25 protein-coding genes are annotated in these 25,981 nt (G+C 67.7%); 9 read left to right on the forward strand and 16 right to left on the reverse strand.

The genetic code is table 11. The features are described 5' to 3' along the window. Positions 1 to 4: 4 nt before the first annotated feature. Positions 5 to 277: a 30S ribosomal protein S20 gene (rpsT, locus tag AB4Y43_RS26540; protein ID WP_069262794.1), complete on the reverse strand. Its 273-nt coding sequence runs from the start codon at positions 275 to 277 to the stop codon at positions 5 to 7. 422 nt (positions 278 to 699) lie between these two features. Here rpsT and murJ point away from each other — a divergent pair, with 422 nt between their 5' ends. Together murJ and AB4Y43_RS26550 are read left to right on the forward strand one after the other, a co-directional pair. Then, positions 700 to 2,250, forward strand: a complete 1,551-nt coding sequence (gene murJ / locus AB4Y43_RS26545) for a murein biosynthesis integral membrane protein MurJ (RefSeq protein ID WP_069262793.1) — start codon at positions 700 to 702, stop codon at positions 2,248 to 2,250. A gap of 5 nt (positions 2,251 to 2,255) precedes the next feature. Continuing rightward, positions 2,256 to 3,095, forward strand: a complete 840-nt coding sequence (locus tag AB4Y43_RS26550) for a SirB1 family protein (protein ID WP_035513442.1) — start codon at positions 2,256 to 2,258, stop codon at positions 3,093 to 3,095. Positions 3,096 to 3,172: 77 nt separating this feature from the next. On the opposite strand, the gene AB4Y43_RS26555 is transcribed toward AB4Y43_RS26550, so the two are convergent. From AB4Y43_RS26555 to AB4Y43_RS26580, 6 genes are all read right to left on the reverse strand, one after another. Further along, a complete protein-coding gene (locus tag AB4Y43_RS26555) occupies positions 3,173 to 3,931 on the reverse strand; it encodes a 3-hydroxyacyl-CoA dehydrogenase (protein WP_368729138.1) in 759 nt (252 codons plus the stop codon). A gap of 214 nt (positions 3,932 to 4,145) precedes the next feature. Beyond that, a complete protein-coding gene (gene adk, locus AB4Y43_RS26560; protein ID WP_069262791.1) occupies positions 4,146 to 4,808 on the reverse strand; it encodes an adenylate kinase in 663 nt (220 codons plus the stop codon). A gap of 300 nt (positions 4,809 to 5,108) precedes the next feature. Then, positions 5,109 to 5,912: a 3-deoxy-manno-octulosonate cytidylyltransferase gene (gene kdsB / locus AB4Y43_RS26565; RefSeq protein ID WP_368604061.1), complete on the reverse strand. Its 804-nt coding sequence runs from the start codon at positions 5,910 to 5,912 to the stop codon at positions 5,109 to 5,111. A gap of 162 nt (positions 5,913 to 6,074) precedes the next feature. Further along, positions 6,075 to 6,278, reverse strand: coding sequence for a Trm112 family protein (locus AB4Y43_RS26570; RefSeq protein ID WP_042266182.1), 204 nt, complete (start codon positions 6,276 to 6,278; stop codon positions 6,075 to 6,077). Further along, a complete protein-coding gene (gene lpxK, locus AB4Y43_RS26575; protein ID WP_069262789.1) occupies positions 6,259 to 7,338 on the reverse strand; it encodes a tetraacyldisaccharide 4'-kinase in 1,080 nt (359 codons plus the stop codon). The genes AB4Y43_RS26570 and lpxK overlap by 20 nt, the downstream gene beginning before the upstream one ends. 195 nt (positions 7,339 to 7,533) lie before the next feature. Continuing rightward, positions 7,534 to 7,776, reverse strand: a complete 243-nt coding sequence (locus AB4Y43_RS26580; protein WP_368604060.1) for a hypothetical protein — start codon at positions 7,774 to 7,776, stop codon at positions 7,534 to 7,536. A gap of 117 nt (positions 7,777 to 7,893) precedes the next feature. Here AB4Y43_RS26580 and xseA point away from each other — a divergent pair, with 117 nt between their 5' ends. Both xseA and sodB read left to right on the forward strand, forming a co-directional pair. After that, on the forward strand, positions 7,894 to 9,270 hold the full coding sequence (gene xseA, locus AB4Y43_RS26585; RefSeq protein ID WP_342948481.1) for an exodeoxyribonuclease VII large subunit: 1,377 nt from the start codon (positions 7,894 to 7,896) through the stop codon (positions 9,268 to 9,270). A gap of 368 nt (positions 9,271 to 9,638) precedes the next feature. Further along, on the forward strand, positions 9,639 to 10,217 hold the full coding sequence (gene sodB, locus AB4Y43_RS26590; RefSeq protein ID WP_042266176.1) for a superoxide dismutase [Fe]: 579 nt from the start codon (positions 9,639 to 9,641) through the stop codon (positions 10,215 to 10,217). A gap of 106 nt (positions 10,218 to 10,323) precedes the next feature. Here sodB and AB4Y43_RS26595 read toward each other — a convergent pair whose 3' ends face one another. Then, positions 10,324 to 10,899 carry an isochorismatase family protein gene (locus AB4Y43_RS26595; protein WP_342948483.1) on the reverse strand — a complete coding sequence of 192 codons (576 nt, stop codon included), beginning with the start codon at positions 10,897 to 10,899 and terminating at the stop codon, positions 10,324 to 10,326. 63 nt (positions 10,900 to 10,962) lie between these two features. Here AB4Y43_RS26595 and AB4Y43_RS26600 point away from each other — a divergent pair, with 63 nt between their 5' ends. Next, on the forward strand, positions 10,963 to 11,613 hold the full coding sequence (locus tag AB4Y43_RS26600; protein WP_069262786.1) for a TetR/AcrR family transcriptional regulator: 651 nt from the start codon (positions 10,963 to 10,965) through the stop codon (positions 11,611 to 11,613). A gap of 25 nt (positions 11,614 to 11,638) precedes the next feature. Here AB4Y43_RS26600 and clpP read toward each other — a convergent pair whose 3' ends face one another. Beyond that, a complete protein-coding gene (clpP, locus tag AB4Y43_RS26605; RefSeq protein ID WP_368729139.1) occupies positions 11,639 to 12,283 on the reverse strand; it encodes an ATP-dependent Clp endopeptidase proteolytic subunit ClpP in 645 nt (214 codons plus the stop codon). 174 nt (positions 12,284 to 12,457) lie between these two features. Between clpP and AB4Y43_RS26610 the strand changes: the two genes are divergently transcribed. After that, a complete protein-coding gene (locus AB4Y43_RS26610; RefSeq protein WP_368729140.1) occupies positions 12,458 to 13,570 on the forward strand; it encodes a sigma-70 family RNA polymerase sigma factor in 1,113 nt (370 codons plus the stop codon). Between the two features lie 25 nt (positions 13,571 to 13,595). Here AB4Y43_RS26610 and AB4Y43_RS26615 read toward each other — a convergent pair whose 3' ends face one another. From AB4Y43_RS26615 to AB4Y43_RS26625, 3 genes are all read right to left on the reverse strand, one after another. Continuing rightward, complete coding sequence (locus tag AB4Y43_RS26615) at positions 13,596 to 14,867, reverse strand: EAL domain-containing protein (RefSeq protein WP_368729141.1); 1,272 nt, start codon at positions 14,865 to 14,867, stop codon at positions 13,596 to 13,598. 279 nt (positions 14,868 to 15,146) lie between these two features. Next, positions 15,147 to 16,589, reverse strand: coding sequence for a multidrug transporter subunit MdtD (gene mdtD, locus AB4Y43_RS26620; protein WP_069262782.1), 1,443 nt, complete (start codon positions 16,587 to 16,589; stop codon positions 15,147 to 15,149). 130 nt (positions 16,590 to 16,719) lie between these two features. After that, on the reverse strand, positions 16,720 to 18,171 hold the full coding sequence (locus tag AB4Y43_RS26625) for a PLP-dependent aminotransferase family protein (RefSeq protein ID WP_069262781.1): 1,452 nt from the start codon (positions 18,169 to 18,171) through the stop codon (positions 16,720 to 16,722). Positions 18,172 to 18,397: 226 nt separating this feature from the next. On the opposite strand from AB4Y43_RS26625, the gene AB4Y43_RS26630 reads away from it, so the two are divergent. Then, a complete protein-coding gene (locus tag AB4Y43_RS26630) occupies positions 18,398 to 18,778 on the forward strand; it encodes a DUF2917 domain-containing protein (protein WP_342948487.1) in 381 nt (126 codons plus the stop codon). Between the two features lie 24 nt (positions 18,779 to 18,802). Here AB4Y43_RS26630 and AB4Y43_RS26635 read toward each other — a convergent pair whose 3' ends face one another. Then, positions 18,803 to 20,053 (reverse strand): citrate synthase family protein, encoded by a 1,251-nt coding sequence (locus AB4Y43_RS26635; protein ID WP_368729142.1) that lies wholly within the window; start codon positions 20,051 to 20,053, stop codon positions 18,803 to 18,805. A gap of 144 nt (positions 20,054 to 20,197) precedes the next feature. On the opposite strand from AB4Y43_RS26635, the gene AB4Y43_RS26640 reads away from it, so the two are divergent. Next, on the forward strand, positions 20,198 to 21,625 hold the full coding sequence (locus tag AB4Y43_RS26640; RefSeq protein ID WP_368729143.1) for a CoA transferase: 1,428 nt from the start codon (positions 20,198 to 20,200) through the stop codon (positions 21,623 to 21,625). Positions 21,626 to 21,646: 21 nt separating this feature from the next. Here AB4Y43_RS26640 and AB4Y43_RS26645 read toward each other — a convergent pair whose 3' ends face one another. Further along, positions 21,647 to 22,393 carry a GntR family transcriptional regulator gene (locus tag AB4Y43_RS26645; protein WP_342948490.1) on the reverse strand — a complete coding sequence of 249 codons (747 nt, stop codon included), beginning with the start codon at positions 22,391 to 22,393 and terminating at the stop codon, positions 21,647 to 21,649. Positions 22,394 to 22,551: 158 nt separating this feature from the next. On the opposite strand from AB4Y43_RS26645, the gene AB4Y43_RS26650 reads away from it, so the two are divergent. Continuing rightward, a complete protein-coding gene (locus AB4Y43_RS26650) occupies positions 22,552 to 23,397 on the forward strand; it encodes an aldo/keto reductase (RefSeq protein WP_368729144.1) in 846 nt (281 codons plus the stop codon). A gap of 237 nt (positions 23,398 to 23,634) precedes the next feature. Here the strand turns inward: AB4Y43_RS26650 and AB4Y43_RS26655 are convergent, their stop codons facing one another. Continuing rightward, a complete protein-coding gene (locus AB4Y43_RS26655) occupies positions 23,635 to 24,507 on the reverse strand; it encodes a hypothetical protein (protein WP_368729145.1) in 873 nt (290 codons plus the stop codon). 542 nt (positions 24,508 to 25,049) lie between these two features. Further along, on the reverse strand, positions 25,050 to 25,981 hold a 932-nt coding region (locus tag AB4Y43_RS26660), incomplete at its 5' end, for an ABC transporter ATP-binding protein (protein WP_368729146.1).

The following is a 25,981-nucleotide window of genomic DNA, read 5'->3' on the forward strand; positions in this document are numbered from 1 at the left end:
CTCTTTACTGCGCGGCTTGCATTGCCTTGACGGCAGCAGCCAGGCGGCTCTTATGGCGAGCGGCCTTGTTCTTGTGAACGATCTTCTTGTCGGCGATGATGTCGAGCGTCTTGCCCGAGGCCTTCAGAACTTCAGCAGCCTTAGCCTGGTCGCCGGCGTCGATTGCCTTGCGAACAGCCTTGATGGCGGTGCGGAACTTCGAGCGCAGTGCCGAGTTGTGCGAGTTTGCTTTCGCGGCCTGACGGGCGCGCTTGCGTGCTTGTGCGGAGTTTGCCATTGCGATTCCTTGTGATTGCGGAGCGTGGTGCGACCGACGCTCTTTGCCTGGATTTGAACGACCGGCAGCGATGCCTGAAACGTTCAAAACGGTATTTGCCAGCTGAGTTTCGCTCAACCAGCCGCGCCTTTTGTGCCAGAGCGGGTTGCTGACGCTTTCCTGCTCTCTTTCCAAGACGCGTTTCGAGCCCTCTGGGAGAACTCGAATCGATGATTATAGCAACAGAATTATGATGGTGGCAATCACAGTGCGATAGCGAAGACAAGCGCCGCCGGACGTGAACGCCTTTCACGCGACACGGTCACAATCAGCGCGCCTGGTCTTTGCCTCCCGCTCGCCTGCGGCGTCGTGCGGGGATTTGCGCCGACCTTTGCGCTGCGCATCCGCGATGGAGCGGACGACGCCCGTATAATGACCGCCCCATGAATCTATTCCGAGCCCTGCTGACAGTCAGCGGCTTCACGCTGCTGTCGCGCGTGACCGGTCTGGCCCGAGAAACGCTGATTGCGCGCGCCTTCGGTGCGAGCCAGTACACCGACGCTTTCTACGTCGCGTTTCGTATTCCCAACCTGCTGCGCCGCATCTCGGCGGAGGGCGCCTTTTCGCAGGCGTTCGTGCCGATTCTCGCGGAGTTCAAGAACCAGAAGGGCCACGACGCCACACGCGCGCTCGTCGACGCCACCTCGACCGTGCTTGCCTGGGTGCTCGCCGTCCTCTCGTTGCTCGGCATTTTCGGCGCATCGTTCGTCGTGATCGTGGTCGCGTCGGGCTTGAAGAGCGACGGGCAAGCGTTCCCGCTTGCCGTCACGATGACGCGCATCATGTTCCCCTATATCGTGTTCATCTCGCTGACGTCGCTCGCGTCGGGCGTGCTCAACACGTACAAGCAGTTCTCGCTGCCCGCGTTCGCGCCGGTGCTGCTCAATGTCTCGTTCATCACGGCGGCAGTGGCCTTCGCGCCGCACATGAAGCAGCCCGTCTACGCGCTCGCGTGGGCCGTGATCGTCGGCGGCGTGCTGCAGTTCATCGTGCAGTTGCCGGGCTTGAAGCGCATCGACATGATGCCGCGCATCGGCCTGAACCCGCTCAAGGCGCTCGCGCACAAAGGCGTGAAGCGGGTGCTCGCGAAGATGGTGCCCGCCATGTTCGCCGTCTCGGTCGCGCAGATCAGCCTCATCATCAATACCAATATCGCCTCGCGTCTGGGGCCCGGCGCGGTGTCGTGGATCAACTACGCCGACCGCCTGATGGAGTTCCCGACCGCGCTGCTCGGCGTGGCGCTCGGCACGATCCTGCTGCCGAGCCTCTCGAAAGCGCACGTCGATGCCGATCCGCACGAGTACTCGGCGTTGCTCGACTGGGGCCTGCGCGTGACGTTCCTGCTTGCCGCGCCTTCGGCCGTTGCGCTCTTTTTCTTCGCCGAGCCGCTCACGGCCACGCTGTTTCACTACGGCAAGTTCGACGCCACGTCCGTCATCATGACGGGCCGCGCGCTGGCGGCCTACGGCGTGGGTCTCGTCGGCCTCATCCTCATCAAGATCCTCGCGCCCGGCTTCTACGCGCGTCAGGACATCAAGACGCCGGTCAAGATCGGCGTGGGCGTGCTCATCGCCACGCAGATCAGCAACTACCTCTTCGTGCCGATCTTCTCGCACGCGGGCTTGACGCTCTCGGTCGGCCTCGGCGCCTGCATGAACGCGCTGCTGCTGTTCATCGGGCTGCGCCGCCGCGGCATCTATATGCCGTCCTCCGGCTGGGCGACGTTCTTCGTGCAGTTGCTCGGGGCATGTCTCGTGCTGGCCGGGGCGATGCACTGGTGCGCCATCAGCTACGACTGGATCGCACTGCGTCATGCGCCGCTCGAACGCATCGCGTTGCTCGGTGCGTGCCTCGTCCTGTTCGCGGCGCTATATTTCGGTATGCTTTGGCTGATGGGCTTCAAATACGCGTACTTCAAGAGGCGGGCGAAGTGACGACGATGACTACGCGGGTTCTGGATTATTTCAGCGCGCTCGTTGCCGACGACGAGAGCCTGCCGCTCACCGAGGCGGCACTCGCGATCGCGCAGGACGCTTATCCCGATCTCGATCTGCAAGGCACGCTTGCCGAGATCGACGAACTCGCGCTGCGTGTGCGCCGCCGCATGCCCGAAGGGGCGGACGTGCGCCAGCAGGTTGCCGTGCTCAACCGCTGCTTCTTTCGCGAGATGGGTTTCGCGGCCAACCTCAACGACTTTCTCGACCCTGAAAACAGCCATCTGAACGCCGTGCTCAAACGCCGGCGCGGCATCCCCATTTCGCTCGCGGTGCTGTATCTGGAAATGGCGACCCAGCTCGGCCTGCCGGTGAAGGGCGTGTCGTTTCCGGGACATTTTCTGCTGCGCGTGGCGTTGCCCGAAGGCGACGAGATGCTCGATCCCACCACGGGCCGCACGCTCACCGAATCCGACATGGTGGAGATGCTCGAGCCGTTCGTGGCCAACGCCGGCGATTCCGTGGCGCGCGCGCTGCGCATGCTGCTCGAGCCGGCCACCCGCCGCGAGATCGTCGCGCGCATGCTGCGCAACCTGAAGTCGGTCTATCTGCAGACCGAGCGCTGGCAGCGACTGCTGGCCATCCAGCAGCGGCTCGTCATCCTGCTGCCGGAGAACATCGAGGAAGTGCGCGACCGCGGCTTCGCTTATGCTCGGCTCGACTATCTGCGCCCGGCGCTCGAAGACCTCGAACACTATCTCGACGAGCGCCCCGACGCGGAAGACGCGACCGTCGTCGAGTCGCAGTTGCACGAGTTGCGCCAGCGCACGCTCGATAACGACTGAAACCCGCGGCCTGGCCGCAGAAAAAAGCCCGCGACAAAAATCGCGGGCTTTTTTTCGCGCGGGGAGAGCGCGCGCCGTTACTTCGGCTGCATGCGGATCGCGCCGTCCAGACGGATCACCTCGCCGTTGAGCATCGGATTCTCGACGATCTGCTTGACGAGCAGCGCGTACTCATCCGGCTTGCCGAGGCGCGGCGGGAACGGGACCATCGCGCCGAGCGCATCCTGCACCTCCTTGGGCATCCCGAGCAGCATCGGCGTTTCGAAGATGCCGGGCGCGATCGTCATCACGCGGATGCCGCTGCGCGAAAGGTCGCGCGCGATCGGCAGCGTCATTGCGACGACGCCGCCCTTCGACGCGGCGTAGGCCGCCTGGCCGATCTGGCCGTCGTAAGCGGCCACTGAAGCCGTGTTGACGATCACGCCGCGCTCGCCGCCCTCGCTGGGTGCGGTCTGGGCGATGGCGGCCGCACCGAGGCGGATCATGTTGAAGGTGCCGATCAGATTGACCGAAATGGTCTTCGAGAACGTGTCGAGCGGATGCGGGCCGTCCTTGCCCACGGTCTTCACGGCGGGCGCGATGCCCGCGCAGTTCACGAGGCCGCGCAGCGTGCCGCGCGCAGTTGCAGCGGCCACGGCGCGCGCGCCGTCGTCCTCGCTCGCGACGTTGCACTTCACGAACGTGCCGTCCAGTTCCTTCGCGAGCGCGTTGCCGGCGTCCTCATTGAGGTCGGCGATGACGACCTTGCCGCCTTCGGCCGCGATCAGACGCGCGCTGGCCGCGCCGAGCCCCGACGCGCCGCCGGTGATGAGAAATACGTTGCCGCGGATTTGCATCTTTCGTCTCCTGTCGTTATGGCCGTGCTGTCCCACGCAGAGAGGCAATGCGCGCGAGACTCACCAAAAACAAAACGGGCCGGCTGGCGTCGCGTCCCGAATCACCTCGGGAGTGCGGCGCCAGCCGGCCCGCAGGCAAACCAGCAAGTATGCCGAAACCGGCTCCGGGGCGGACTTTGACCCGGCGGACTTTGACCCGCGGACTTCGGCCCGCTTACTTGAGCGCTTCGAACGCGCGCTCGCGAATTTCGTCGACGCTGCCGAGGCCCGAGATGGCGCGATACTGCGGCGCCTGCAGGCCGTTTTCCTCACCGCGCTTCGCCCAGTCGCTGTAGTAGGCGATGAGCGGCTTGGTCTGGGCGACGTACACGTCAAGACGCTTGCGCACCGTTTCTTCCTTGTCGTCGTCGCGCTGGACGAGCGGTTCGCCCGTCACGTCGTCCGTCATGTCCACTTTCGGCGGATTGAACTTGACGTGATACGTGCGGCCCGAAGCCGGGTGCATGCGGCGGCCGCTCATGCGCGTGATGATCTCGTCGAACGGCACGTCGATCTCGAGCACGTAGTCGATCGCGACGCCCGCCTGCTTCATCGCTTCGGCTTGCGGCAGCGTGCGCGGGAAGCCGTCGAACAGGTAGCCGTTCTGGCAGTCGGGCTCCTGAAGGCGCTCCTTCACGAGATTGATGATGAGCTCGTCGGTCACGAGTTCGCCGGCGTCCATGAATCGCTTCGCTTCGAGGCCAAGCGGCGTACCGGCCTTGACGGCCGCGCGCAGCATGTCGCCCGTCGAGATTTGCGGAATGCCGAACTTTTCCTTGATGAAGGTTGCCTGGGTTCCCTTGCCCGCGCCCGGGGCGCCCAACAGGATCAAACGCATGTGAACAATCTCCGATCTGTGTGAATTCTTGCGGCGCGGCGGCAGCCCCGCACGCGCGGTGGGGCGGCATCGTCAGCGTCGTGCGTCTCCTCGCCCGTTCGCTCACGGCCGTCGAGGCAGTGCTGGCGGGGGCGACGGCATGTCCCGCGCGGCTTTCGCCCGGTGTTCATGAGTGGCACTGAACACGGGGCGGCGCTGCAAGACGGTGCCGAAAAGCGGGGAAACCCCGACGCACAAAGGCTTTAGACGGCTCGCGCAAACAATTGATTATGCCATGGGATTTTTGCCCCACGGACGGAATTAAGGCCGGTATAACGCCTGCACACGGGCGAGGTCGGCGGGGGTGTCGACGCCCGGCGCGGGTGCCTCGGTCGTCACGAGCACCGCGATGCGCTCGCCGTGCCACATCGCGCGAAGCTGCTCCAGCGCCTCGACCTGCTCGATCGGCGAATGCGCGAGCAAGGGGTAGCTGCGCAGGAATTTCGCGCGGTACGCGTACAGGCCGATATGGCGATAAACGGTCGCGGGAGCCGGCGGGGCGGGCATTGCGCCGAGATCGAGGCGCGCCGGCGACCAGTGGGGCTGCCAGGCGTCGCGGGCCCAGGGAATGGGCGCGCGCGAGAAGTAGAGTGCAACGCCGCGTGCGTCCAGCACGACCTTCACGACGTTCGGGCTGAAGATTTCGTCGGGCGCCGTGATGGGATGCGCGGCAGTGGCGATCGCGCATTCGGGGTGCGCGGCGAGGTGCGACGCAACGTCGCACACGAGCGCGGGGTCGATCAGCGGCTCGTCGCCCTGCACGTTGACGACGATCGTTTCGTCGCTCCAGCCGTAGTGCTCGGCGACCTCGGCTAAGCGGTCGGTGCCTGACGGGTGGTCGGCGCGCGTGAGCACGGCCTCGAAACCGTGGGCGCGGGCGGCGTCGAGCACGCTCTGGGCGTCCGAGGCGATCAGCACCTGCTGCGCGCCCGAAGCGCGCGCGCGCTCGGCCACGCGCACCACCATGGGCTTGCCGCCGATGTCGGCGAGCGGTTTGTTCGGCAGCCGCGTGGACGCGAGACGCGCCGGGACGACGGCGATGAAGGGTTGCACGGGTGCGGTCATGGCCAGTTCGAGCTAGGACAGGAAAGGGGGATTGGGGAAACCGGTTCGGGAAACCGCCTTGGGAGACGACAGCGCGCCGGGCGGCGGCGCGCGTGACCCGGTTTCGAGCCAGTAAGACGAGATGAGCGGAGTGAGCGGCGCGGGTGGCGCCGCCCGCGCGCCTTACGCGGCGCTCGGCCCGTGCGGATCGACCGGCGTGCCTTCCACGGTTTGACGCGCTTCGTCGACGAGCATGACCGGAATGCCGTCCCGGATCGGGTAGGCGAGCTTGTCGGCGTTGCAGATCAGCTCCTGCGCGGCGCGGTCATAGCTGAGCGGGCCCTTGCAGATCGGGCAGACCAGGATTTCAAGCAGACGAGCGTCCACGAAGTTTCTCCACAACCAGGGTAATGAGGCGATGATCGAGCGCGGCTTCAACGGGGACGACCCAGATGCGCGCGTCGTTCCAAGCCCCCAATTTTACTGCATCCTTTTCAGTGACCAGGATCGCGTCGGCGGTGACGTCGGCGAACGGGTTGGTTGCGTAGGCGTAGTGGTCGGGCAGCGGCAGCGTTTGCGGCGCGAGGCCGGCCGCGCGCAGCGTCGCGAAAAAGCGCTCCGGCGAACCGATGCCGGCCGCCGCCACGAGGCGCAGCGCGCCCGGCGATCCCTGTGTGCCTGCGTCTTGCCCCACTGCGGCCGCGCCGGCGGCAAACTGCGCGAGCGGACGCCGCAGCGCCGGATTGGCGAGATGCCAGGCGTCGGCGGGTTCGAGCTTGAGCGCGAACGTATTGGGCCAGGCCGGCAGCGTGCGCTCGAACGGGTTGTTCACCAGCGTGGCGTCGCGCCGGCGCGAGAGCGGCTCACGCAGCGGGCCCGCCGGCAGCAGAAAGCCATTGCCGCCCAGGCGATGGTCGAACACCACGATCTCGACGTCGCGCACCAGGCGGTAGTGCTGCAGGCCGTCGTCGCTCACGATCACGTCGACATCGCCGTGAGCGCCGCACAGCGCCGTGGCCGCGGCCACGCGGTCGGGCGAGACCCAGACGGGCACGCCCGTGCGGCGGGCGATCAACAGGGGTTCGTCGCCGCAAAGGCGCGCGGGCGTATCGGCCGTGACGGGCGTGGGGCGGGCGATTTTCGCGCCATACCCGCGCGAGACCACGCCCGGCGAGAAGCCCGCGGCGCGCAGCGCCTCGACGAGCGCGATCACCGTGGGCGTCTTGCCCGTGCCACCCACGGTCACGTTGCCGACCACCACCACGGGCACGCCCACACGAACGCTCTTGAGCCAGCCCGCCGCGAAGGCGGCGCGGCGCGCACCGCTCACGGCGGCGAACGCGGCGGCGAGCGGCGTGAGCCCCCAGGCGAGTGCGCCGCGGCGTTGCCAGGCGTGCGCAAACTGCGCTTCGAGGCGTTCCTTGAGACTGGAGACGGGGCCGCTCATCGGCAATATGCGCGGTAATTTGCGCGCGAAGCGCCGCACGCGGTATGCGGGAAGCAGACAGGCAGGGCGGGCATCGGGTCGGTTCTCCGGTTCCAGGTGAGCTGAGTGACAAACAGGACGGCAGACGAATGACCTGCGTATGCGAGTGATGCGGCACAGGCGTTCGTGAACCCGGCACTCTAGCGCGGGTAGGCGTTACGCGGCAAGTTGCCGGGCCGCACGCAACTGTCGGTTGCCTGCAAGCCGCGCGAAACGCCCGAAAAATCGACGCCTGTGGATAACTTTGTGGAGAAGTACATCCCGGGAAGGCGCAAAAGCCCATTCCTCGGCCTCTCCATCGGCCTGTAAGGATGTGATATCGATAAAAAACGTATAGAAATCAATGGCGTGAGCGATTTTTTCAGCGTTTGCGGGCCGGCTGCGGTCAGCATGCCGCATGACAGCGCCGATGTGGACACTTCGCGCGGCTTGCGGGCCGGGTCTCATTCGTGCTGGACTATCGCCCCCCGAACGGTCTATCGTCTGTCCGGCCAAGGTTTCTCCACACCCTTACGCATGCTATCCGACCGCTTCTCCGCTTCCTCCGCGCCTTCGGGCGACGTCGTCGTGCCGGTCTCGGCGCTCAACCGGGCGATCGCCTCGATGCTCGAGCGCACGTTCCCGCTTGCATGGATTTCCGGCGAAGTTTCCAACTTTACGCGCGCCGCGAGCGGCCACTGGTACTTCTCGATCAAGGACGCCCAGGCGCAGATTCGCTGCGTGATGTTCCGTGGCCGTGCGCAGTACGCCGAATTCACGCCGCGCGAAGGCGACCGTATCGAAGTGCGCGCGCTCGTCACGATGTACGAGCCGCGCGGCGAACTCCAGCTGAATGTCGAGGCCGTGCGGCGTACCGGCCAGGGCCGCCTTTATGAAGCCTTCCTGCGGCTGAAGGCGCAACTCGAAGCCGAAGGGCTCTTCGACCCTGAGCGCAAACGCGCGCTGCCCTCGCATCCGCGCGCCATCGGCGTGATTACGTCGATGCAGGCCGCCGCGCTGCGCGACGTGCTGACCACGCTGTGCCGCCGCGCGCCGCACGTGCCGGTGATCGTCTACCCCGCGCCGGTGCAGGGCGCGGGCTCGGCGGAAAAACTCACGGCGATGCTGGAGACAGCGAACGCGCGCAACGAGGTGGACGTGCTCGTGCTGTGCCGCGGCGGCGGCTCGATCGAGGACCTGTGGTCGTTCAACGACGAGGCGCTTGCCCGCGCGATCGCGGCCAGCGCCATTCCCGTGGTGAGCGGCGTGGGGCACGAAACCGATTTCACGATCGCCGATTTTGCCGCCGACGTGCGCGCGCCGACGCCCACTGGCGCGGCGGAACTCGTTAGTCCGCAGCGCACGCTGCTGCTGCGCGACCTCGACCAGCGCCATGCCACGCTCGCACGCGATTTCGGCCGTCTGCTCGAGCGGTGCGCGCAGCAGCTCGACTGGCTGGCGCGCCGGCTCGTTTCGCCCGTCGAGCGGCTCGCGCAGCAGCGCACGCACCTGCGCCAGCTGACGATACGGCTCGCTTCGGCCGGCTCGCGTGCCAGCGCCGAGGCGCGTGCGCGCCTGAACGTCATGCAGATGCGCTGGCAGCGCGCGCGGCCCGACGCCGCCGCGCAGCGCGCCCAGCTGGAGTCGCTCGGCCGGCGTCTGGACGGCGCCTTCGCGCGCCAGCGCGAGCGCGAAGCGGCGCGCGTTTCGGAGCTCACGGCCCGCCTCGAAGTGCTGAGCCCGCAACGCACGTTCGAGCGCGGCTACGCGGCGCTGCTCGATGCGCAAACCGGTGCAGCGGTGCGCTCGCCCGCCACGCTCAAGCCCGGCAAGCGGCTCACCGTGCATCTCGCGCAGGGCAGCGCCGACGTCGCGCTCGCCGATGTCCAGCCGCGCCTCGCCGACGGTTTCTGATCTGGGCTCGCAGCCGGCCTGCCGGGCCCGTTGCTTGCTGCTCAGCGAGGATCGCTTCGCCTCGACGAAATATCGTCGCGGCAAGCGATTGTTGCAGTCTCGTTGCAGGAAGTTTGCACACCGGTTGCGCGAAGATTGCAACGCGATTGCAGCCGTCTCGCCTGCGCGCCAAGCAGGCATGGAAAGCGTTGTTCGAGCGTCGTTGCATCGGCGCAAAACGCATCGCGGTTCATTCGGAAAAGCCCTGCGCAAACGATATCCGGCATAAAGGCCGCTCGTTTGCGGGGTTATTCCAACTCGCCTACAATCGAGTGCTCCATGCCGGTTATCACGCAGAACTCCCCATAACACGACGAAGGAACCGCATCATGTCATTTACGCTCCCGCCGCTGCCGTTCGCGAAGAACGCCCTCGCTCCGCACATGTCGGAAGAGACGCTCGAGTTCCACTACGGCAAGCACCACCAGGCTTACGTCACGAATCTGAACAACCTGATTCCGGGCACCGAGTTCGAAAAGCTCTCGCTCGAAGAGATCGTCAAGAAGTCGTCGGGTGGCGTGTTCAACAACTCGGCGCAGATCTGGAATCACACGTTCTTCTGGAACAGCCTCTCGCCGCAAGGCGGCGGCGCACCGTCGGGCGCGCTCGGCGACGCGATCAACGCCAAGTGGGGCTCTTACGACGCGTTCAAGGAGGCCTTCACGAAGGCTGCCGTGGGCAACTTCGGTTCGGGCTGGACGTGGCTCGTGAAGAAGGCTGACGGCTCGCTCGACATCGTGTCGACCAGCAACGCCGCCACCCCGCTCACGACCGACGCCAAGGCGCTCCTCACGATCGACGTGTGGGAACACGCTTACTACATCGACTACCGCAACGCGCGTCCGAAGTTCGTCGAAGCGTTCTGGAACATCGTGAACTGGAACTTCGCAGCACAGAACTTCGCGTAATACGAAGCCCTGCTGAATGCGCCGCACTGGCTGCGGCACATGCAAAAGCCCTCGATGCGAGTCGAGGGCTTTTTTGTTTTGTGCGAAGCGTTTTATACAAACGAATTTACGCAAACGCGGCGATGGTTTCCTGCGTCGAGCGCACGTGGCCCATGTGGCGAAACAGTTTCTCGAACGAGAACTGATGCATCTCTTCGTTCAGACCCGAGGTGGCATCTTCGACGAACACGAGCTTGAAGCCGAGATCGAACGCCGCGCGCGCGGTGGATTCGACGCCGAAGTTCGTGGCGATGCCGCCGATGACGATGGTGTCGATGCCGCGGCGGCGCAGTTGCTGCTCGAGGTTCGTGCCGTAGAACGCGCCCCACTGGCGCTTGGCGACGATCACGTCCTCGGGTTGCGCGCCGATCTCGGGCACGAGTTCCGAGGCTTCGGCCGGTGCGGGCGGCGTGTCGGGCGTGCGGCCGGGCGCGTCGGCGGGCAACGCGAGCAGTTCGTTCAGGAGCACGTGCACCCAGACGACGGTGCCGCCCTTGGCGCGCAGTGCGTCGGCGAGCGGTTTGGCGTTGGCGACGACCTGCGCGCCGCTATAGGGCGCGATCTGGCGGCCTACGATGCCGTGCTGAAGGTCGATCATCACGAGCGCCGTGGTGCGCGCATTCAGTGAAAGTGCTTGCGTCATGGTTCACCTATATGTGAGGATGGCTTCACATAATCATACACGAATGTGAAGGAGGCTTCAGATATGGCGGCAGACCCGCTTGCGCGCAAAGAGGCGCAAAAGGAAGAGGCACGCGCCAACGCCCGGCGCGTGCCGCGTCAGGAACGCGCGGCGCGCACGGTCGACGCGCTGCTCGAAGCCGCAGGCGAAGCCTTCGCCGAGCGCGGCTTCGAAGCGGCGACGATGACGCAGATCGCGCAGCAGGCGGGCGTTTCGGTGGGCGCGGCGTATCAGTACTTTCCGAACAAGGAGGCACTGGCCCTCGCGCTGCGCAAGCGCTATGGCGACGAAATGGACGCGCGCTGGAGCGCGCTCATCGCCGCGCACGACGATGCAGGCAAGCTGCCGCTCGCGCAACTCGTCGAGCGGCTGTTCGACTTGATGGTCGATCTGATGCACGACTATCCCGCGTATTTGCCGCTGCTATCCGTGCCGCTCGGCTTCAAGCGCGATGCGGCCGTGCGCAATCTGCTGCGCCAGCGTTTCACGGCGCTCTTCCTGCGTTATCAGCCGGCGCTTGCGTCGGACGAGGCCTATCGCGTGGCCGAAGTCATGCTGCAGGTCATCAAGAGCCTCAACCCACTATACGCCGCGGCGAAGCCGAAGGAGCGCAAGCTGCTGGTCGCCGAGTACAAGGGCGTGCTGGCGGCGTGGCTCGCCGTGCGGCTCGCGTGAGCCCGCGAGCCGCGGACACAGCGCTTTAGCGCAGCAACGGGTCGTCGCGCGACTCGAGCACGCGGTCGATCAGGCCGTACTCGGCGGCCGCGTGGGCCGACATGAAGTTGTCGCGGTCGCTGTCGTGCGCGATCTGCTCGATGCCGCGTCCGGTACGCGCGGCGAGTATCGCGTTCAGGCGCTCGCGCAGGTACAGGATCTCGCGCGCCTGCAGCTCGACATCGGCGGCGGTGCCCTGGCCGCCTCCCGAAGGTTGATGGATCATGATGCGTGCGTTCGGTAGTGCGAAGCGTTTTCCCTTTGCACCCGCGGCGAGCAAAAACGACCCCATGCTGGCGGCGAAACCCGTGCACAGCGTCGAGACATCGGGCTTGATGAAATGCATCGTGTCGTAAATGGCGAGTCCGTCGTAGACCGAACCGCCCGGCGAGTTGATATAGAAGCTGATGTCCTTGTCCGCGTTTTCCGCTTCGAGAAAGAGCAGTTGCGCGACCACGAGGCTCGCGCTTTGTTCGGTCACCGGCCCGACGAGGAACACGATGCGCTCGCGCAGGAGGCGTGAGTAGATGTCGTAGGCGCGCTCGCCGCGCCCCGAGGTTTCGATTACGGTCGGGACGAGATTGAGCGCGCTCGGCGGCAATGCTGCATGATTCAGTGCAAAGGATGGCATGACGGGCCTCGTGTTTTTTCCGTAGGCGGCGCGATTGCGCCACTGCTGCCATGACGCCCGCCGCGGGTCGCCCGTGACGAAAATATTTTTGCGTGAGGCTGTCACGCCGGCCGCGTGCCGGACGTCATGAGGGAAAGGGCGGCAGCGAGCACGCATGGCGAAGGAGCGAAGCGAATGACGCAGGCGATCGACACAATCGAAGGAACGAGTCCGGAAGGCACCGGGTGTAATGAGGCAGCGACCCCAGTGAGCGACGAAGCCGATCCGGCACCGGCAGCGTGGACCGACGCGCGCCGCGCCGCCGCCTTCGGCGAGGCGCGCGCTCGGCTCATTGCGCTGGCCGCACGCGTGCTGGGCAGCCGTGCGGAGGCCGAGGACGTCGTGCAGGACGCGTGGTTCCGCTGGCGCGACGCGGACGCACAAGCCCTGCGCGTCCCGCAGGCGTGGCTCGCCACGGTCACCGTGCGCCTTGCGATCGACCGGCTGCGGCGTTTGCGTCGCGAGCAAGCGGGCGAGCACGAGGCCGCGTGGCTCGACGACGCGGCGCCTTCTGCGGAAGAGGCGGGCTTGCGCGCGCGGCGCTTCTCGGACGCGCTGCTGCTGCTGCTCGAAAGGCTGGGACCGCTCGAGCAGGCGGTGTTCGTGCTGCGCGAGGCCTTCGACTGCGACTATGCGCAGATCGGCGCGCTCACCGGCTGCACGAACGAGCATTGCCGGCAGATCGTGCGGCGTGCCCGTGTTCGGCTCGCTCGCGAGGCCGTGCCGCAAGCGGCGCCAGCAGACAAAGTGCGGCACGCGCGCACGGTCGAGCGCTTGCGTGACGTACTGCAAGCACAGGATCGCGTGGGATTGATGGATTTGCTGGGGGTGACGGCAAACGCGCTGGTCGTGGCGAGCGCGGCCGAAGAGTCTCGCAGCGAGGTCCCGCAAGAAGCGCCCGTTGCGCGCGTTCTGCGCGCCGAAGCGCTTGCGCTGGACGGCGAGCCGGGCGTGGCGCTCGTCGCGCAGGACGGCGCGCTCGCCGCCTGGCTGCATGTGCGCGACGACCGCGACGGGCTGCCCGAGCCGGTGGTTTGTGTCGCGGCGATGGAAGAAGGGAGCGCGGAGCCGGCCAACAGGCTCCAGGCGGCCAACCGGGCTTTCGGCGGCGAGGCGGTGCGCAAGATGCTGGCCCGGCTCGCTTCGAGCGACGGCGCGGTGTGCGTGTCCACGCTTACCGTCACCGCTCGCGCGTGCGCCACACACGGTTGCGCGACCCAGCTCACGCAGCCCGTCGTCTTCGCGTGAGCGTGAGCCTCAGCCTGAACGCAGGCTAGCCGCGCAACGCGGCGTCCCAGTTGATATCGACGCACAGTACCTGCACGCCGTGCTCCGTTTGCAAGGCGACCGAGGCCGTGACGCACAGGTGCGCCTCGTTGATCGACAGATAGGGCGGCGTGAACTGCACGCGGCCTGGCGCCTTCCTTGCGCCGATGAAGTAAGGCCGCCGTTCCCAGCTTGCGCCTTCAGAATGCAGCAGCGGCCGGAAGCGCTTGGCGCGCTGCGACGTGCGGCCGTCGGGCAGCACGTTGTCGCCGATCTGGCGGCCCGACGCGTCGAGCAGGAAGCAGCGCGCCGTGTCGTCGAGGCCGAGCAGCGGCAGCGTGGCGTCGCTCATGGTCGCGCCCTCGGCAAGCTGCTTCGCGGCCGCTTCGATGGCGCTCACGTACGGCGCGAGGCGCGCCGACTGCGAACGCTCGCGCGCGGCCACGCGCTCGCGCAGGCGCGCCGAAAGATCGTCCATGAGCTGCGCGGCCTTGGCCGGCGGCACGGGCTCGACGTCGGGCCGCGCGAAATACGCGCCCTGCACGAAGTCGGCGTTGCTTTCCAGCGCGATCAGCGCGTCGCGCTCGGTCGAAAGGCCGCCTACGAGCACGAGCTGACCCGACTCGTGCAGCATCGAGACGAGCCCCGGCAGCACGCGCTCGATATGCGCGTGGCGGCTCGCCTGGGCGAGCAGGCTGCGGTCGAGCGTGACGATGTCGGGCCGCACCTGCCACACGCGGTCGATGTTCGAATGCTTCGCGCCGAAGCCATCCAGCGCGATCACGAAGCCCGCCTTGCGCAATCCGTCGATGATCTCCGCGAAGCGCGAATTCTCGCCGCCCGCCTGTTCCGACACTTCCAGCACCACGCGCTGCGGCTGCAGGCCGAGCGCCTTGAGGCCGGCGAGCAGGGCGTCGCCGTAGCTCGTGTCCATGAGCGCGGCCGGGTGCAGGCTCAGAAAGAGCCATTCGTCATGCGAATCGAACGCGTTGAAGTTGCCCAGATGCAGCGATTCCGCGAGACGCCCCAGTTCGAGCAGGTCGCCGCGGCGCGCCGCCTGCGTGAACACCTCCTGCGAGGGCACGTGCTGGCCTTGCTCGTCGTGCGCGCGCAGCGACGCGTGATAGCCGATCGCGCGCCGGTGCGCGACCGAAAACACGGGCTGGAACACGCTGAAGACGGTGTAGCCGCCGTATAGCACGGTGCGGCGGGCGCCTTCTTCGCCGGCGATGGGGCGAGACTGGAAACCGGGGGGATCGATGTCGATCATGCTGGTCATTTCGTTTCGATGGCGCTCGGGACGGACGTGACGGGCGGGACGCGTGAGCGTCCAGTTTACAGGATAGAACAGCAAAAAGTATGCGAGTCCCAAGTCCCGTGCCCGTTGGCCCGTGCGGTGGCGCACGCGCTATTTCGGGATAGCGTGCGGGATGGTGCGTGAATTCGGCGCGAAACCAGGCGACGCACAGCCACGAGGCGCGCCGCACCTTTGCGGTGCGCGCGCCGGCGGTGAGGATGCGACCGCAACGACCCCGGGCCCGGCTTGTCAGGCGCGCTGTCAGGTCCGCTCGGACGGATCGGTCTTCTTCGCGGTGCGGCGCAGGTCCGACGAGAGCTGCGCGAAGATCCACGACGAGCCCGCCGTGATGATGCCCACGCAAATGAAGGTCGCGTGGAACGCCGGAATCACGTTCTCGCCCGTCTTGTGGCCCATGATGCCCGTGAAGGTGGTGAGCAGCGCGCCCGCGACGGTCACGCCGAGGCTCATCGAGAGCATTTGCACGAGCGAGAAAAGGCTGTTGCCGCTGCTCGCGCCGCCCGTGCCGAGGTCCTTGAGCGTGAGCGTGTTCATCGCCGTGAACTGCATCGAGTTCACGGCGCCGAAGATCGCCAGTTGCGCGATGCGCATCCACAGCGGCTCGTGGGGCGTGGAAAGCGCGAAGCTCGCCATCATGAGGCCCACGAGCACCGTGTTCGAGACCAGCACGCTGCGGTAGCCGTAGCGCATGATGAGATACGTCACGAGGCGCTTGGAGAACATGCCCGCGGCGGCCGTGGGCAGCATCATGAGGCCGGCCTCGAACGCCGTGTAGCCGAGCGCCACCTGAAGCAGCAGCGGAATCAGATACGGCATCGCGCCGCTGCCGATGCGCGCGAACAGGTTGCCGAGCAGCCCCACGCTGAAGGTGTGGATCTTGAAAAGGTCGAGCGAAAAGATCGGCTGTGGCGTGCGCACCGCGTGCAGCCCGTAGGCCACGAACGCGGCGAGCGAAAGGATGAAGAGCACGAGCACCGTGGCGTGCTGGATGCCGAATTCGCTGCGCCCGTCGAGCGCGAACGAAATCGCGAGCATACCGATCACGAGCAGCAGGTAGCCCGGCAGGTCGAAGCGCGGCGTGTCGGGGTTGCGGCTGTCGGGCATGAAGATGAAGGTGGCGATGCAGCCCACCACGCCCACCGGCACGTTGATGAGAAAGATCCAGTGCCACGAGGCGATCTGCACGAGCCAGCCGCCGAGCGTCGGGCCGATGAGCGGGCCGATCAGCCCCGGAATCGCCACGAACGAGAGCGCGGGCAGATAGCGTTCCGCGGGAAACGTGCGCAGCACGGCAAGACGGCCGACCGGCAGCAGCATGGCGCCGCCCACACCTTGCGCGACGCGCGAGGCCACGAGCTGGTTCAGTGTATGGGCGCTCGCGCACAGGAGCGAGCCGACCGTGAACACGAAGATCGCGCCGAGGAACACGCGCCGCGTGCCGAGCTTGTCCGCGAGCCAGCCCGATACGGGAATCATCACCGCCATCGTGAGCGAATACGCGATCACCACTGATTGCATGCGCAACGGTAGTTCGCCGAGGCTCCTCGCCATCGCCGGCAACGCCGTGTTGACGATGGTCGAATCGAGGGTCTGCATGAAGAAGCCGGTGGCGACGAGCCACAGCATCACGGACAGCGAGCGGGGCGACGCAGTGGTGCTGGACGCAGCGGTGGATTCGGACATGGGCGAGGAGAGGGGCGCGCAGGCAAGCGCCATTGTAGGGAAAACGGCGCGCGCACGCAGACGGCCGGGCCGGCTGCCGCAAATGTGGCGTAAGCGGCCGAGGCGCCGGGGCGTGCGGCGCCTCGCGCGTTTATCCGTCGAGGCGCGCCGCCGCCGCGAAGAAAGCCTGGGCGCGCGGGTCGAGCGTGAGCGCCACGTTGATGCGAATCCACGGGCTCGCCTCGCCTTGCGGGCGGAAGTGGCTGCCCGGCGAGACCGCCACGCCGAGCGGCTCGCCGCAGGCGGCGAGGCGGGTGGAATCCTCCACGTGCGGCACGCGCGCCCAGACGAACTTGCCGCCCGTTTGCGCATAGCCGCGCGCCGCGCTCGCCGCGGCGGTCGACGCCGCCGCGCTGCCGAACAGCTCCCACCCATGCGCTTCGAGCGTGCGCGTGGCCGATCCTTGCGCCTCGGCGATGCGCCGGCGCAGTCGTTCGAGGTATTTGCGATACGCGCCGCGCTCGAGCAGCGTGGCGGCCACGGCCTGCGAGAAGCGCGAGCCGCTGATGCTGGTGAGCGCCTTGATGGCCGCGAGATCGCGCACGATCGCCGGGTTGGCGACCACATAGCCCACGCGCAGCGCCGAGGAGAGCGTCTTCGAAAGTCCGCCCACGTACACGACGTGCTCGAACTGGTCCAGCGCCGCGAGCCGGTCGGTGGGATCGGCCTGAAAGTCGGCGTAGATGTCGTCCTCGACGATCGTGAAGCGGTGCTCGCGCGCAAGCTGCAGCAGGCGGAACGCGACAGGCGGCGAGATCGTCGAGCCGGTCGGGTTGTGGAACACCGTGTTGACGAAGAACGCGCGCGGATGGTGCTCGGCGAGCATCGCGTGCAAATGGTCGAGGTCGGGTCCGCTCGCCGTGCGGCGGATGCCCACGAGGCGCACCCCGTGCAGTTTCAGCAGACCGTACAGGTTGTAGTAGCCTGGGTCCTCGACAAATACCGTGTCGCCGGGCTTGAGCATGTAGCGCATGAGCAGGTCGAGGCCTTCGCTCGCGCCTTCGGTAATGAGGATCTGCTGCGTCTCGGCGACGATGCCAAGCGGCGCGAGCCGGTTGCGCAGATGCTCGCGCAGCGTGGCGTCGCCCGTTGGCGTGCCGTAGTCGACGAGGCTAGCGGGGTCGCTGCGCGACACATGGCGGATCGCCTGGCCGAGCGCGTCGATGTCGCGCCACGCCTGCGGGATCGAGCCGCTGTCGAGCTGCAGCAGTTCGCCCTCGCGTTCGAGCTGGCTGAGCAGGTGACCCGATTCGTCGGCGGCGTTCGAGAGGTCGCAGGTGCCCATGCCGGAGAGTCCCGAGCGCGCGTGCTCGCTCACGTAAAAACCCGAGCCGTGGCGCGAGTCCAGATAGCCGAGCGAGACGAGCCGGTCATAGGCCTCGATCACGGGAAAGCGGCTGATGGCGTAATCGGCGGCGAACTGGCGGATCGACGGCAGGCGCGAGCCCGGGTGCGCCGCGCGCGAGCGGATCCACGTCTGCACGCCGGTGACGATCTGGTCGGTGAGCGGCACATCGCTCGCGCGGTCGAGTTCGAGTTTCATCTGGGTCTCGCTGGGTAGGCCGCTTGAGGCTGCGGTTTGAAACGGCAGTGACTGTTCGGTTTTTTGGCTGCACAGTTCCAGATGAACTGTTCGGAACTGTACATGGGATCGTGCGTCACTGATCGCAATAATGCTCCTACCGGGAAGGCGCTTCAAGTCCTTGTCAGCCAGCCTTCCCACGGCCATCCGAGGGTGACTCGGCGGCCAGTCTGCAAGGAGCACGGCAATGCGCGAAATCCGAATCTTCGAACTGGAACATGGCGAGCCCGTCGAAACCTGGCGGCTCGGCGAGGCAATTCAATTGCATGTGAGCGAGGGCGAACTGTGGCTCACGATCGCGGGCGACGCCGGCGACTACTGGCTGCGCGCCGGCGAGTCGATCGGACTGGCCGCGGGCGTGCGCGTGCACGTGAGCGCGGGCCGCGAAGGGGCGCGTTTCGTGCTGGCGCTGGGCGGCGCAAGCGCCGCTGCGCCGGCGTGGACGGTGGCGCCGGTCGACATGGAACGCGTGCGCGCGGCGGGTGCGAGCGGTGTCGCGGCGCGCATCGGCGAGGCGTTGCGCGGCTGGGTGCAGCGCGGGCAGTGGGGCGTCCGGGCGGCGGGTTGAGCCGGGTTGGCGTCGTTGCTCGTGCTACGCGATGTGCCGGGCGGCAGGCGTCGTCCCGCCTGCCATTTCCCCCACGTAGCGCGCGCGCGGACGGATCAGCCTGCCGTCGGCGGTCTGTTCGAGCGCATGCGCGATCCAGCCCGTCACGCGGCCCGCGGCGAACAGCGTGAACGCCGCGCCGCGCGGCAGCCCCAGCACGCGCTCGATGGCGGCGAGCGCGTAGTCGAGCGTCGGCCGCGCGCCGCTCGTCTCGGCCACGGCCTGGGCGAGCGCGTCGACTTCGTCCATCGGCGAGCGCGCCGGCGCGCGGTGGGCGAGCAGGTCCAGCAAGAGGCGCGCGCGCGGGTCGCCAGCGGGATAGAGCGGATGGCCGAAGCCGGACAGCGGCACGGCTGCGCCGAGTTCGTCGGGCGCGAGACGGTCGGCAAGATAGCGATGCAGGTCGTCGGCGCGCGCGGCTTCGTCGAACAGCGCGGCCACGCGCGTGGTTTCGCCGCCGTGGCGCGGCCCGGCCAGCGCGGCCAGGCCGCCCGTTGCCGCGCCGAACAGATGCGTGCCGGTGGAGGTGATGCAGCGCACCGTGAACGTCGAGGCGTTCAGTTCGTGGTCCGCGCACAGCACGAGCGCGGCGCGCAGCAAGTCGGTTTGCGCACGCGAGCGCACGCCCCACGCCTCGCCTAGCTGGCGGTGCAGCGGCTCGTTCGACGGCGCGGTGGAAACGAGCGCCGCCGCGAGCAGGCGCATGAGCATCGCAGCGGTGTCGATTTGCGCGTCGCGGCCTTGCGCCCAGATGCGCGGCATCTGCGCGGCGGCGGCGGGCAACAGCACGAGCGCGCGTTCGAGCGGTGTGTGCCCGCTCCAGATCTTCAGCCATGCGGACCATTGCGCGGCCGCGATGGGCGCCTCGGGCGCCTGCAGCACGCGGCGCGGCGCGCATTGCCACAGCAGCGCCGCGACCTCTTCGAGCGAGGCCTGACGCGCGAGCGCGATGGCGTCCTCGCCGCGATAAAAGAGCTTGCCGTCGGCGATCAACGTGATCGACGATTCGAGCACGGGCACGCCCCAGTCGAGCACCTTCTGCGCGACCTTGCCCGCGCGCTTGCCATCGGCCTTGCGGCGCGCGAGGCGGCGCACCTCGGCGGCGTCGTAGCGGTTGTGGCGGCCATGGGGCGAGGGCGCCGAGGCGATGAGTCCGCGGCTCACATAGGCGTAGAGCGTGGCCCGGCTGATGCCGAGTTCGATAGCGGCTTGTTCCGCGGTCATATAGCTGGACATGGTGGCTCGCCTCCTGGAACCGGAGAAATCAATCTATGTTGATCATCATAATCAAGATTGATCCGGGATTCGAGCGGCGCGACGATGCGTGACATCACTTTGGCTCATTTTCTCCTCGCTTCCCTCGCAAAAGGACTGCACGCCATGACGCCACGCGACGCGCTCGAACACCTCTGGATGCTGGCAGCCTGCGACCCGTCCGCGCTCGACTGGCTCGACATGGAAGGCGTCGATCCCGGCTTGCCGTCGATTTTTCGCGTGGGCACGCTCGCGGCGGCGAGCATCGGCGCGGCGGGGCTCGCGGCCGCGCAACTGCACGCGCTGCGCACGGGCCGGATGCAGCGCGTCGCGATCGACGTGCGCCGCGCGCTCGCCGCGTTTCGCAGCGAGCGCTATTTGAGTGTGGACGGCAAGCCGCCCACGGAGCTGCGTCATCCGGTGACGGGCCATTTCCCGACCGGCGACGGCCGCTGGATCCAGCTGCACGCGAACTTCCCGCATCACCTCGCGGGCATCCTGCGCGTGCTCCAATGCGCGGACGACCGCGACGCCGTCGCGCGCGCGATTCTTGGCTGGGAAGGCGCGGCGCTCGACGAAGCGCTCGCGCAAGCGGGCCTGTGCGCCGCGCTCGTGCGCGCACCGCGCGAATGGGCCGCGCACGAGCAGGCGAAGGCGGTGGCGAGCCTGCCGCTGTTCGAGATCGAGCGCATCGGCGACGCGCCCGCCGAGGCGCCGCGAGCGGGTGGCGGCGCGCGTCCGCTGGAAGGCGTACGCGTGCTCGACCTCACGCGCATCATCGCGGGGCCGGTGGCGGGGCGCACGCTCGGTCAACACGGCGCGGACGTGCTGCTCATCAACGGCCCGCATCTGCCGAACATCGCGCCGCTCGTAATCGACAACGGCCGCAGCAAGCGCTCGGCCACGCTCGACCTGCGTGACGCAGCCGCGTGCGAGCAGTTACGCGCACTCGCGCGCGACGCCGATGTGTTCGTGCAAGGGTACCGGCCGGGCGCGCTCGCCGCGCGCGGCTTCGCGCCCGAAGCGCTCGCGCAGGTGCGGCCCGGCATCGTGTGCGTGTCGATCGGCGCGTATGGGCATCGCGGGCCGTGGCGCGAGCGGCGCGGCTTTGACAGCCTCGTGCAGTCGGCGAGCGGCATCGTGTGGGCCGAGAGCGTCGCCGCGGCAAAACACGGCAACGGCGCAGCCGGCGCGCAGCCATTCACCACGGCCCGCCCGCTGCCCTGCCAGGCGCTCGATCACGCCACGGGCTATCTCGCCGCGTTCGGCGCGATGGTCGCGCTCGCCCGGCGCGTGCGCGAAGGCGGCAGCTGGCACGTGCGCCTTTCCCTCGCGCAAACGGGCCGCTGGCTGCAGACGATGGGCACGCTCGAAGACGGCCAGCAGGCACCCGAGGTGGGCGCGGCCGATCTCACCGATTGCCTGGAGGAAATGGACTCGCCGTTCGGGCGCGTGCGCGCGGTGGCGCCCGCCGAGCAGCTCGAACTCACGCCGGCGTTTCATGCGCGGCCGCCGGTGCCGATCGGCAGCGATGCGCCGGCATGGAACGACTAGACGCTGTCGCGTTTTCGCGCGCTACTTGCGCAATTCCGCGACGAAATCGTAATAATCGTTGCGGCAGTAGGTATCGGTGAGTTCGATGGCGCGCTGATCGGACGTATAGCCCACGCGCGTGATGAGCAGCAGCGCCTCGTTGGGCGCGATGCTCATCTGCCGCGCGATTTCGTCGCTCGCGTTCACGGCGCGAAAGTGTTGCAGCGCGCGCACGATCGAAAGCCCGCGCTGTTCGAGAAAGCTATAGAGCGAATCGCCGATCGCGTTCGGGTCGGGAATCAGCGCGGCGGGAAAGGTCGAGTTTTCGACGGCCATGACGATGCCGTCGGCCAGACGCAGGCGCTTCAGGCGCGTGACGGCCGCCGCCGGCGAGAGCCCGAGTTGGATCACTTCATCGCGGCTTGCGGGCTGGATTTCGCGCGAGAGCCAGCGCGAACTCGGCGTGAAGCCGCGCTGGCGCAGCATCTCGCTGAAGCTCGTGAGGCGCGAGAGCGGGTCTTCGATGCGCGGCGTGATGAAGCTGCCCGCGCCTTGCGTGCGGCGAATCAGGCCCTGCTCGACGAGCAGCGCGATCGCCTTGCGCGCCGTGATGCGCGAAACGCCGAGCGACTCCGCGAGTACGCGCTCCGAAGGCAGGGCTTCGCCCGCGTTCCAGCGATTGTCGTGGATCGCGAGGCTCAGCTTGCGCGCGAGCTGCAGATAGAGCGGCGTGTCGTTGTCCGGGTCCGGGCGCAGGTCGCGCCAGCGGTCTTCCGTGGGTGCGTTCATGGGAGGCAGGCATGAAAGGCGAAGGGCAATTTTATGTCATCGATGCGCAATCGCGGAAATGAACGGCTTGCGAGAGTGCGTATGACCGCATTGCGCGCGAGGCGATACACTGGCCGTTCTTTGCCAGTGGGCGCCGTTGCGGCGCGCAAAGGGAGATCATGACGACCGATATTGCAAGCGTCGCATTGCCGGACGGCGAACGCATTCCGAAGCTGGGGCAGGGCACGTGGGAAATGGGCGAGCGCAGCGCGCATCGCGCGGCGGAAATCGCCGCGCTGCGCGAAGGCGTGGCGCTCGGCATGACGCTCATCGACACCGCCGAGATGTACGGCGACGGCGCGACCGAGCGCCTCGTCGGAGAGGCTTTGCAGGGCCTGCGCGACGAGGTGTTTCTGGTGAGCAAGGCGTATCCGCACAACGCGAGCCGCAGCGGCGTCGCGCGCGCGTGCGAGGCGAGCCTGAAACGTCTCGGCACCGACCGGCTCGATCTCTATCTGCTGCACTGGCGCGGCGGGGTGCCGCTCGAAGAGACGGTCGAAGGGTTCGAAGCGCTCGTGCGCGCGGGCAAGATCCGTCACTGGGGCGTGAGCAACTTCGACACCGACGACATGGAGGAGCTGTTCGCTACGCCCGGCGGCGACGCGTGCGCGACCAACCAGATTCTCTACAACATCGCAAGGCGCGGCGCGGAATTCGACCTGCTGCCGTGGAGCGCCGCGCATCGCATGCCGGTGATGGCGTATAGCCCCGTCGATCACGCGCGCTTGCCGAGGCGCTCGCCGCTCGACGATATCGCTCACGCACACGGGGTGTCGGTCTATCGCGTGGCGATGGCGTGGGTGCTGGGTCAAAGCGGGGTCTGTGCGATTCCGAAGGCGGGGCGCGTCGAGCACGTGCGCGACAACCGCGCGGCGCTCGATCTCGCACTCGGCGAGCAAGAGCACGCGGCGCTCGACGCGTATTTCAAGCCGCCGCGCAGCAAGCGTCCGCTCGAGATGCTGTAGGGCGCGAATGGGGTAGGCGTTTGCATGCGCGGTCATACCAGGCATCGGCGTATGGCGAGCAGACAGCCGCTGTGGCCGCCCGGGAACGCCACGCGCATCGCGCATCCGGCTACCGGCCCACGGCGGCGGTGCCCGGCCGGGGGACCGGGACGCCGCCGCCGACGCCAGGACTGGCGCGCCTGGCCGTCGCGCCAGATCGGAGTGGCTGCGGCGGTCTGCCTGCACCGCCGTACAGGTTCAATGACCGCTGCCATGGCCGCCACCGTGTCCGCCGCCGTACCCGCCGCCCGGGCCGCCCGACGGTCCACCTTTGCCGAATCCACCTCCGAAGCCACCGCCGAATCCGCCGAAACCCCCGCCAAAGCCGCCGCCGAATCCGCCTGCTGGGCCGCCCGAAGGGCCGCTAGCCGATCCGCCGTGGCTGCCGCAGCCACAGCCGCCTGAACTGCCGCCGCTGTTGCTACCGCCGCTGCTTCCGCCACCGTCGTTGCCACCGCTGTTACTGCCACCGCTGTTGCTACCGCCGTTGCTTCCACCGCCGCCTTTCCCACTGCCGCCTTTTCCGCCGCCGGAGTTGCTGGAACCGCCTCCCGAACCGCTCGGTCCCGTCCCTCCGACGCTAGAGCTGCCGCTGCGGCCAAGCCCTCCCGTGCTGGCCGTCGCGGCGCCCGCACCGCCGCCGCTGCCGCCGCTGCTGCCGCTCGATGAACCCGGGCCGCCACGGCCGCCGCTGCTGCCGCTCGATGAACCCGGGCCGCCACGGCCGCCGCCGTTGCCCCGGAAACATGCGCTGCCCGTCCGGCTAATGCAATCGTTCGGCGCAAATACCGTGGAGACGTCGCTCGCCAGCGCAGCCGAATCGGACTCCGAATCAGTTTTCGACGAGATGCTGGCAGCAGGCGAATCGGCAGCAACCGGTGCGCCGAAAGCCCCGAAGCCCTCGACCCCGCTCGCCGGCAAAGGTGCGTCGGCGAGCAGGATCACCGGAGTGATGGCATCCCCTGCAGCGTGCGCAGAGATCACGGCAAGTAAAACCCCCGCGCCCACCGCGCACATGCCAGCTCCCCGGCTTATCCAATCGCAGTACTGATGAATGTTGATCTTTTTCATCTTGTTCTCCCCGCAAGGCGGCAGCGTGATGCGCTGTCGTCTCCCATGCCCCCCGTGCAGGCCGCACGCCTCGTGCGCGTGCGCCGACTCCGTCAGGCTCGCAACCCGCTTCGCGCCGGCGTATTGGGTTCGATCCGGCCGGAGCGGTACTCGCCAAACAAAAGGCACCCGGTCAGGCCGTGCGCAGGATGACCGGTTTGCGCAGGACTGCTTGTGGATTGTCGGAGCCCGTGGTGTGGGATGGCAGATCACAAGCGCGTCGAGCGACCGGTCATTCGTCCGCCCGGTGCGACGCCCCGCGCCTGTCGGGGCGGATTGCACTGGATTGCAGCGGCCGGATGCCTGGTGGCGATATAGCCAGTTTTGTGCCATCGGCCGGGGAGAGGCGTGTGGGGTGGACTTGACAATTGATGTGTCGCCCGCGTGGCGGAAAAAACGCGGAAAACGTTACGGCGATGAAACGCGCGCGCTGAATGGCGCGAATCGCGTTGCGAAAGCGGACAGCGCAACGAAGCCGGATGCGATAGCGAGCTATCGCACCGTCAGGTCGCCGCTTGTGTGGCCGCGGTGGCGCTCTGTTGCGCGCGCAATTCGTCTACGGGAATGTGGCAGAGAATGCGATGGCCGCCGCCCGCGTCGGCGAGCGGTGGAGGCGCTTCGTCGCAAATGGCGCCGAGCTTGCGCGGGCAGTGCGCGCTGAAAATGCAGCCGCGCCCCGCGGCGTTCGCGCCGTTGGCCGTTGCTGCACCGAGCGCACGCGCGGCCAGCAGCGTTTCTGTATACGGATGCCACGGGCCGTCGAACACCGCGCCGGCCGGACCGCTTTCCACGACGCGGCCCGCATAGAGCACGACGATGCGATCGGCGAGATAGCGCACGACATCCAGGTCGTGCGAAATGAACAGGTAGCTCACGCCGCGTTCGCGCTGCAGGCGTGCGAGCAGGTTGAGAATCGCGGCCTGCACGGAGACGTCGAGCGCCGAGGTGGGCTCGTCGCAGATCACGATGCGCGGCTCGCCCGCGAACGCCTGGGCAATCGCCACACGCTGCTTGAGCCCGCCCGAGAGTTGCCGCGCGCGTGCCACGAGATAGCGTGCCGGTACGCGTACGGCCTCGAGCAGTCCCGCGATGCGCGATTCGTCTGAGGCCTGGTGAACTGCCGGCGTGTCGTCGCGCGGCCGGGACAGCGCGCGCTCGATCAGCCGTTTCACGGGCAGCGCGCGATTGAGCGAGGCGTCCGGATGCTGGAACACGACGCGCAGCGCCGCGCGCTCGTCGGCGCGACGCCGCGCGACGTGGGCGTGCAGGCGCTTGCCGTCGAGTTCGACGGCGCCGCCCGCTTCGGGCGCATGCAGGCCGAGCAGCTTGCGCGAGAGCGTCGTCTTGCCGCTGCCCGATTCGCCCACGACGCCGAGCGTCTCGCCCGCATGCAGCTCGATCGATACGCCGTCGAGTGCGCGCACGGCTTGCGCGC

The organism is Paraburkholderia sp. BR10872 (assembly GCF_040965835.1).
Lineage (GTDB): Bacteria > Pseudomonadota > Gammaproteobacteria > Burkholderiales > Burkholderiaceae > Paraburkholderia > Paraburkholderia nodosa_A.

What these genes read in the sequence shown, in the direction of transcription:
- AB4Y43_RS26635 (WP_368729142.1), bottom strand. Translation starts at nt 20,053, where the DNA reads ATGTCCAGCTATATGACCGCGGAACAAGCCGCTATCGAACTCGGCATC.
- AB4Y43_RS26640 (WP_368729143.1), top strand. Translation starts at nt 20,198, where the DNA reads ATGACGCCACGCGACGCGCTCGAACACCTCTGGATGCTGGCAGCCTGC.
- AB4Y43_RS26555 (WP_368729138.1), bottom strand. Translation starts at nt 3,931, where the DNA reads ATGCAAATCCGCGGCAACGTATTTCTCATCACCGGCGGCGCGTCGGGG.
- AB4Y43_RS26610 (WP_368729140.1), top strand. Translation starts at nt 12,458, where the DNA reads ATGACGCAGGCGATCGACACAATCGAAGGAACGAGTCCGGAAGGCACC.
- AB4Y43_RS26650 (WP_368729144.1), top strand. Translation starts at nt 22,552, where the DNA reads ATGACGACCGATATTGCAAGCGTCGCATTGCCGGACGGCGAACGCATT.
- lpxK (WP_069262789.1), bottom strand. Translation starts at nt 7,338, where the DNA reads ATGAGCGGCCCCGTCTCCAGTCTCAAGGAACGCCTCGAAGCGCAGTTT.
- AB4Y43_RS26625 (WP_069262781.1), bottom strand. Translation starts at nt 18,171, where the DNA reads ATGAAACTCGAACTCGACCGCGCGAGCGATGTGCCGCTCACCGACCAG.
- AB4Y43_RS26615 (WP_368729141.1), bottom strand. Translation starts at nt 14,867, where the DNA reads ATGACCAGCATGATCGACATCGATCCCCCCGGTTTCCAGTCTCGCCCC.
- AB4Y43_RS26655 (WP_368729145.1), bottom strand. Translation starts at nt 24,507, where the DNA reads ATGAAAAAGATCAACATTCATCAGTACTGCGATTGGATAAGCCGGGGA.
- AB4Y43_RS26595 (WP_342948483.1), bottom strand. Translation starts at nt 10,899, where the DNA reads ATGACGCAAGCACTTTCACTGAATGCGCGCACCACGGCGCTCGTGATG.
- murJ (WP_069262793.1), top strand. Translation starts at nt 700, where the DNA reads ATGAATCTATTCCGAGCCCTGCTGACAGTCAGCGGCTTCACGCTGCTG.
- AB4Y43_RS26630 (WP_342948487.1), top strand. Translation starts at nt 18,398, where the DNA reads ATGCGCGAAATCCGAATCTTCGAACTGGAACATGGCGAGCCCGTCGAA.
- sodB (WP_042266176.1), top strand. Translation starts at nt 9,639, where the DNA reads ATGTCATTTACGCTCCCGCCGCTGCCGTTCGCGAAGAACGCCCTCGCT.
- clpP (WP_368729139.1), bottom strand. Translation starts at nt 12,283, where the DNA reads ATGCCATCCTTTGCACTGAATCATGCAGCATTGCCGCCGAGCGCGCTC.
- AB4Y43_RS26580 (WP_368604060.1), bottom strand. Translation starts at nt 7,776, where the DNA reads ATGCGGCATGCTGACCGCAGCCGGCCCGCAAACGCTGAAAAAATCGCT.
- kdsB (WP_368604061.1), bottom strand. Translation starts at nt 5,912, where the DNA reads ATGACCGCACCCGTGCAACCCTTCATCGCCGTCGTCCCGGCGCGTCTC.
- mdtD (WP_069262782.1), bottom strand. Translation starts at nt 16,589, where the DNA reads ATGTCCGAATCCACCGCTGCGTCCAGCACCACTGCGTCGCCCCGCTCG.
- AB4Y43_RS26645 (WP_342948490.1), bottom strand. Translation starts at nt 22,393, where the DNA reads ATGAACGCACCCACGGAAGACCGCTGGCGCGACCTGCGCCCGGACCCG.
- rpsT (WP_069262794.1), bottom strand. Translation starts at nt 277, where the DNA reads ATGGCAAACTCCGCACAAGCACGCAAGCGCGCCCGTCAGGCCGCGAAA.
- AB4Y43_RS26600 (WP_069262786.1), top strand. Translation starts at nt 10,963, where the DNA reads ATGGCGGCAGACCCGCTTGCGCGCAAAGAGGCGCAAAAGGAAGAGGCA.
- adk (WP_069262791.1), bottom strand. Translation starts at nt 4,808, where the DNA reads ATGCGTTTGATCCTGTTGGGCGCCCCGGGCGCGGGCAAGGGAACCCAG.
- xseA (WP_342948481.1), top strand. Translation starts at nt 7,894, where the DNA reads ATGCTATCCGACCGCTTCTCCGCTTCCTCCGCGCCTTCGGGCGACGTC.
- AB4Y43_RS26550 (WP_035513442.1), top strand. Translation starts at nt 2,256, where the DNA reads ATGACTACGCGGGTTCTGGATTATTTCAGCGCGCTCGTTGCCGACGAC.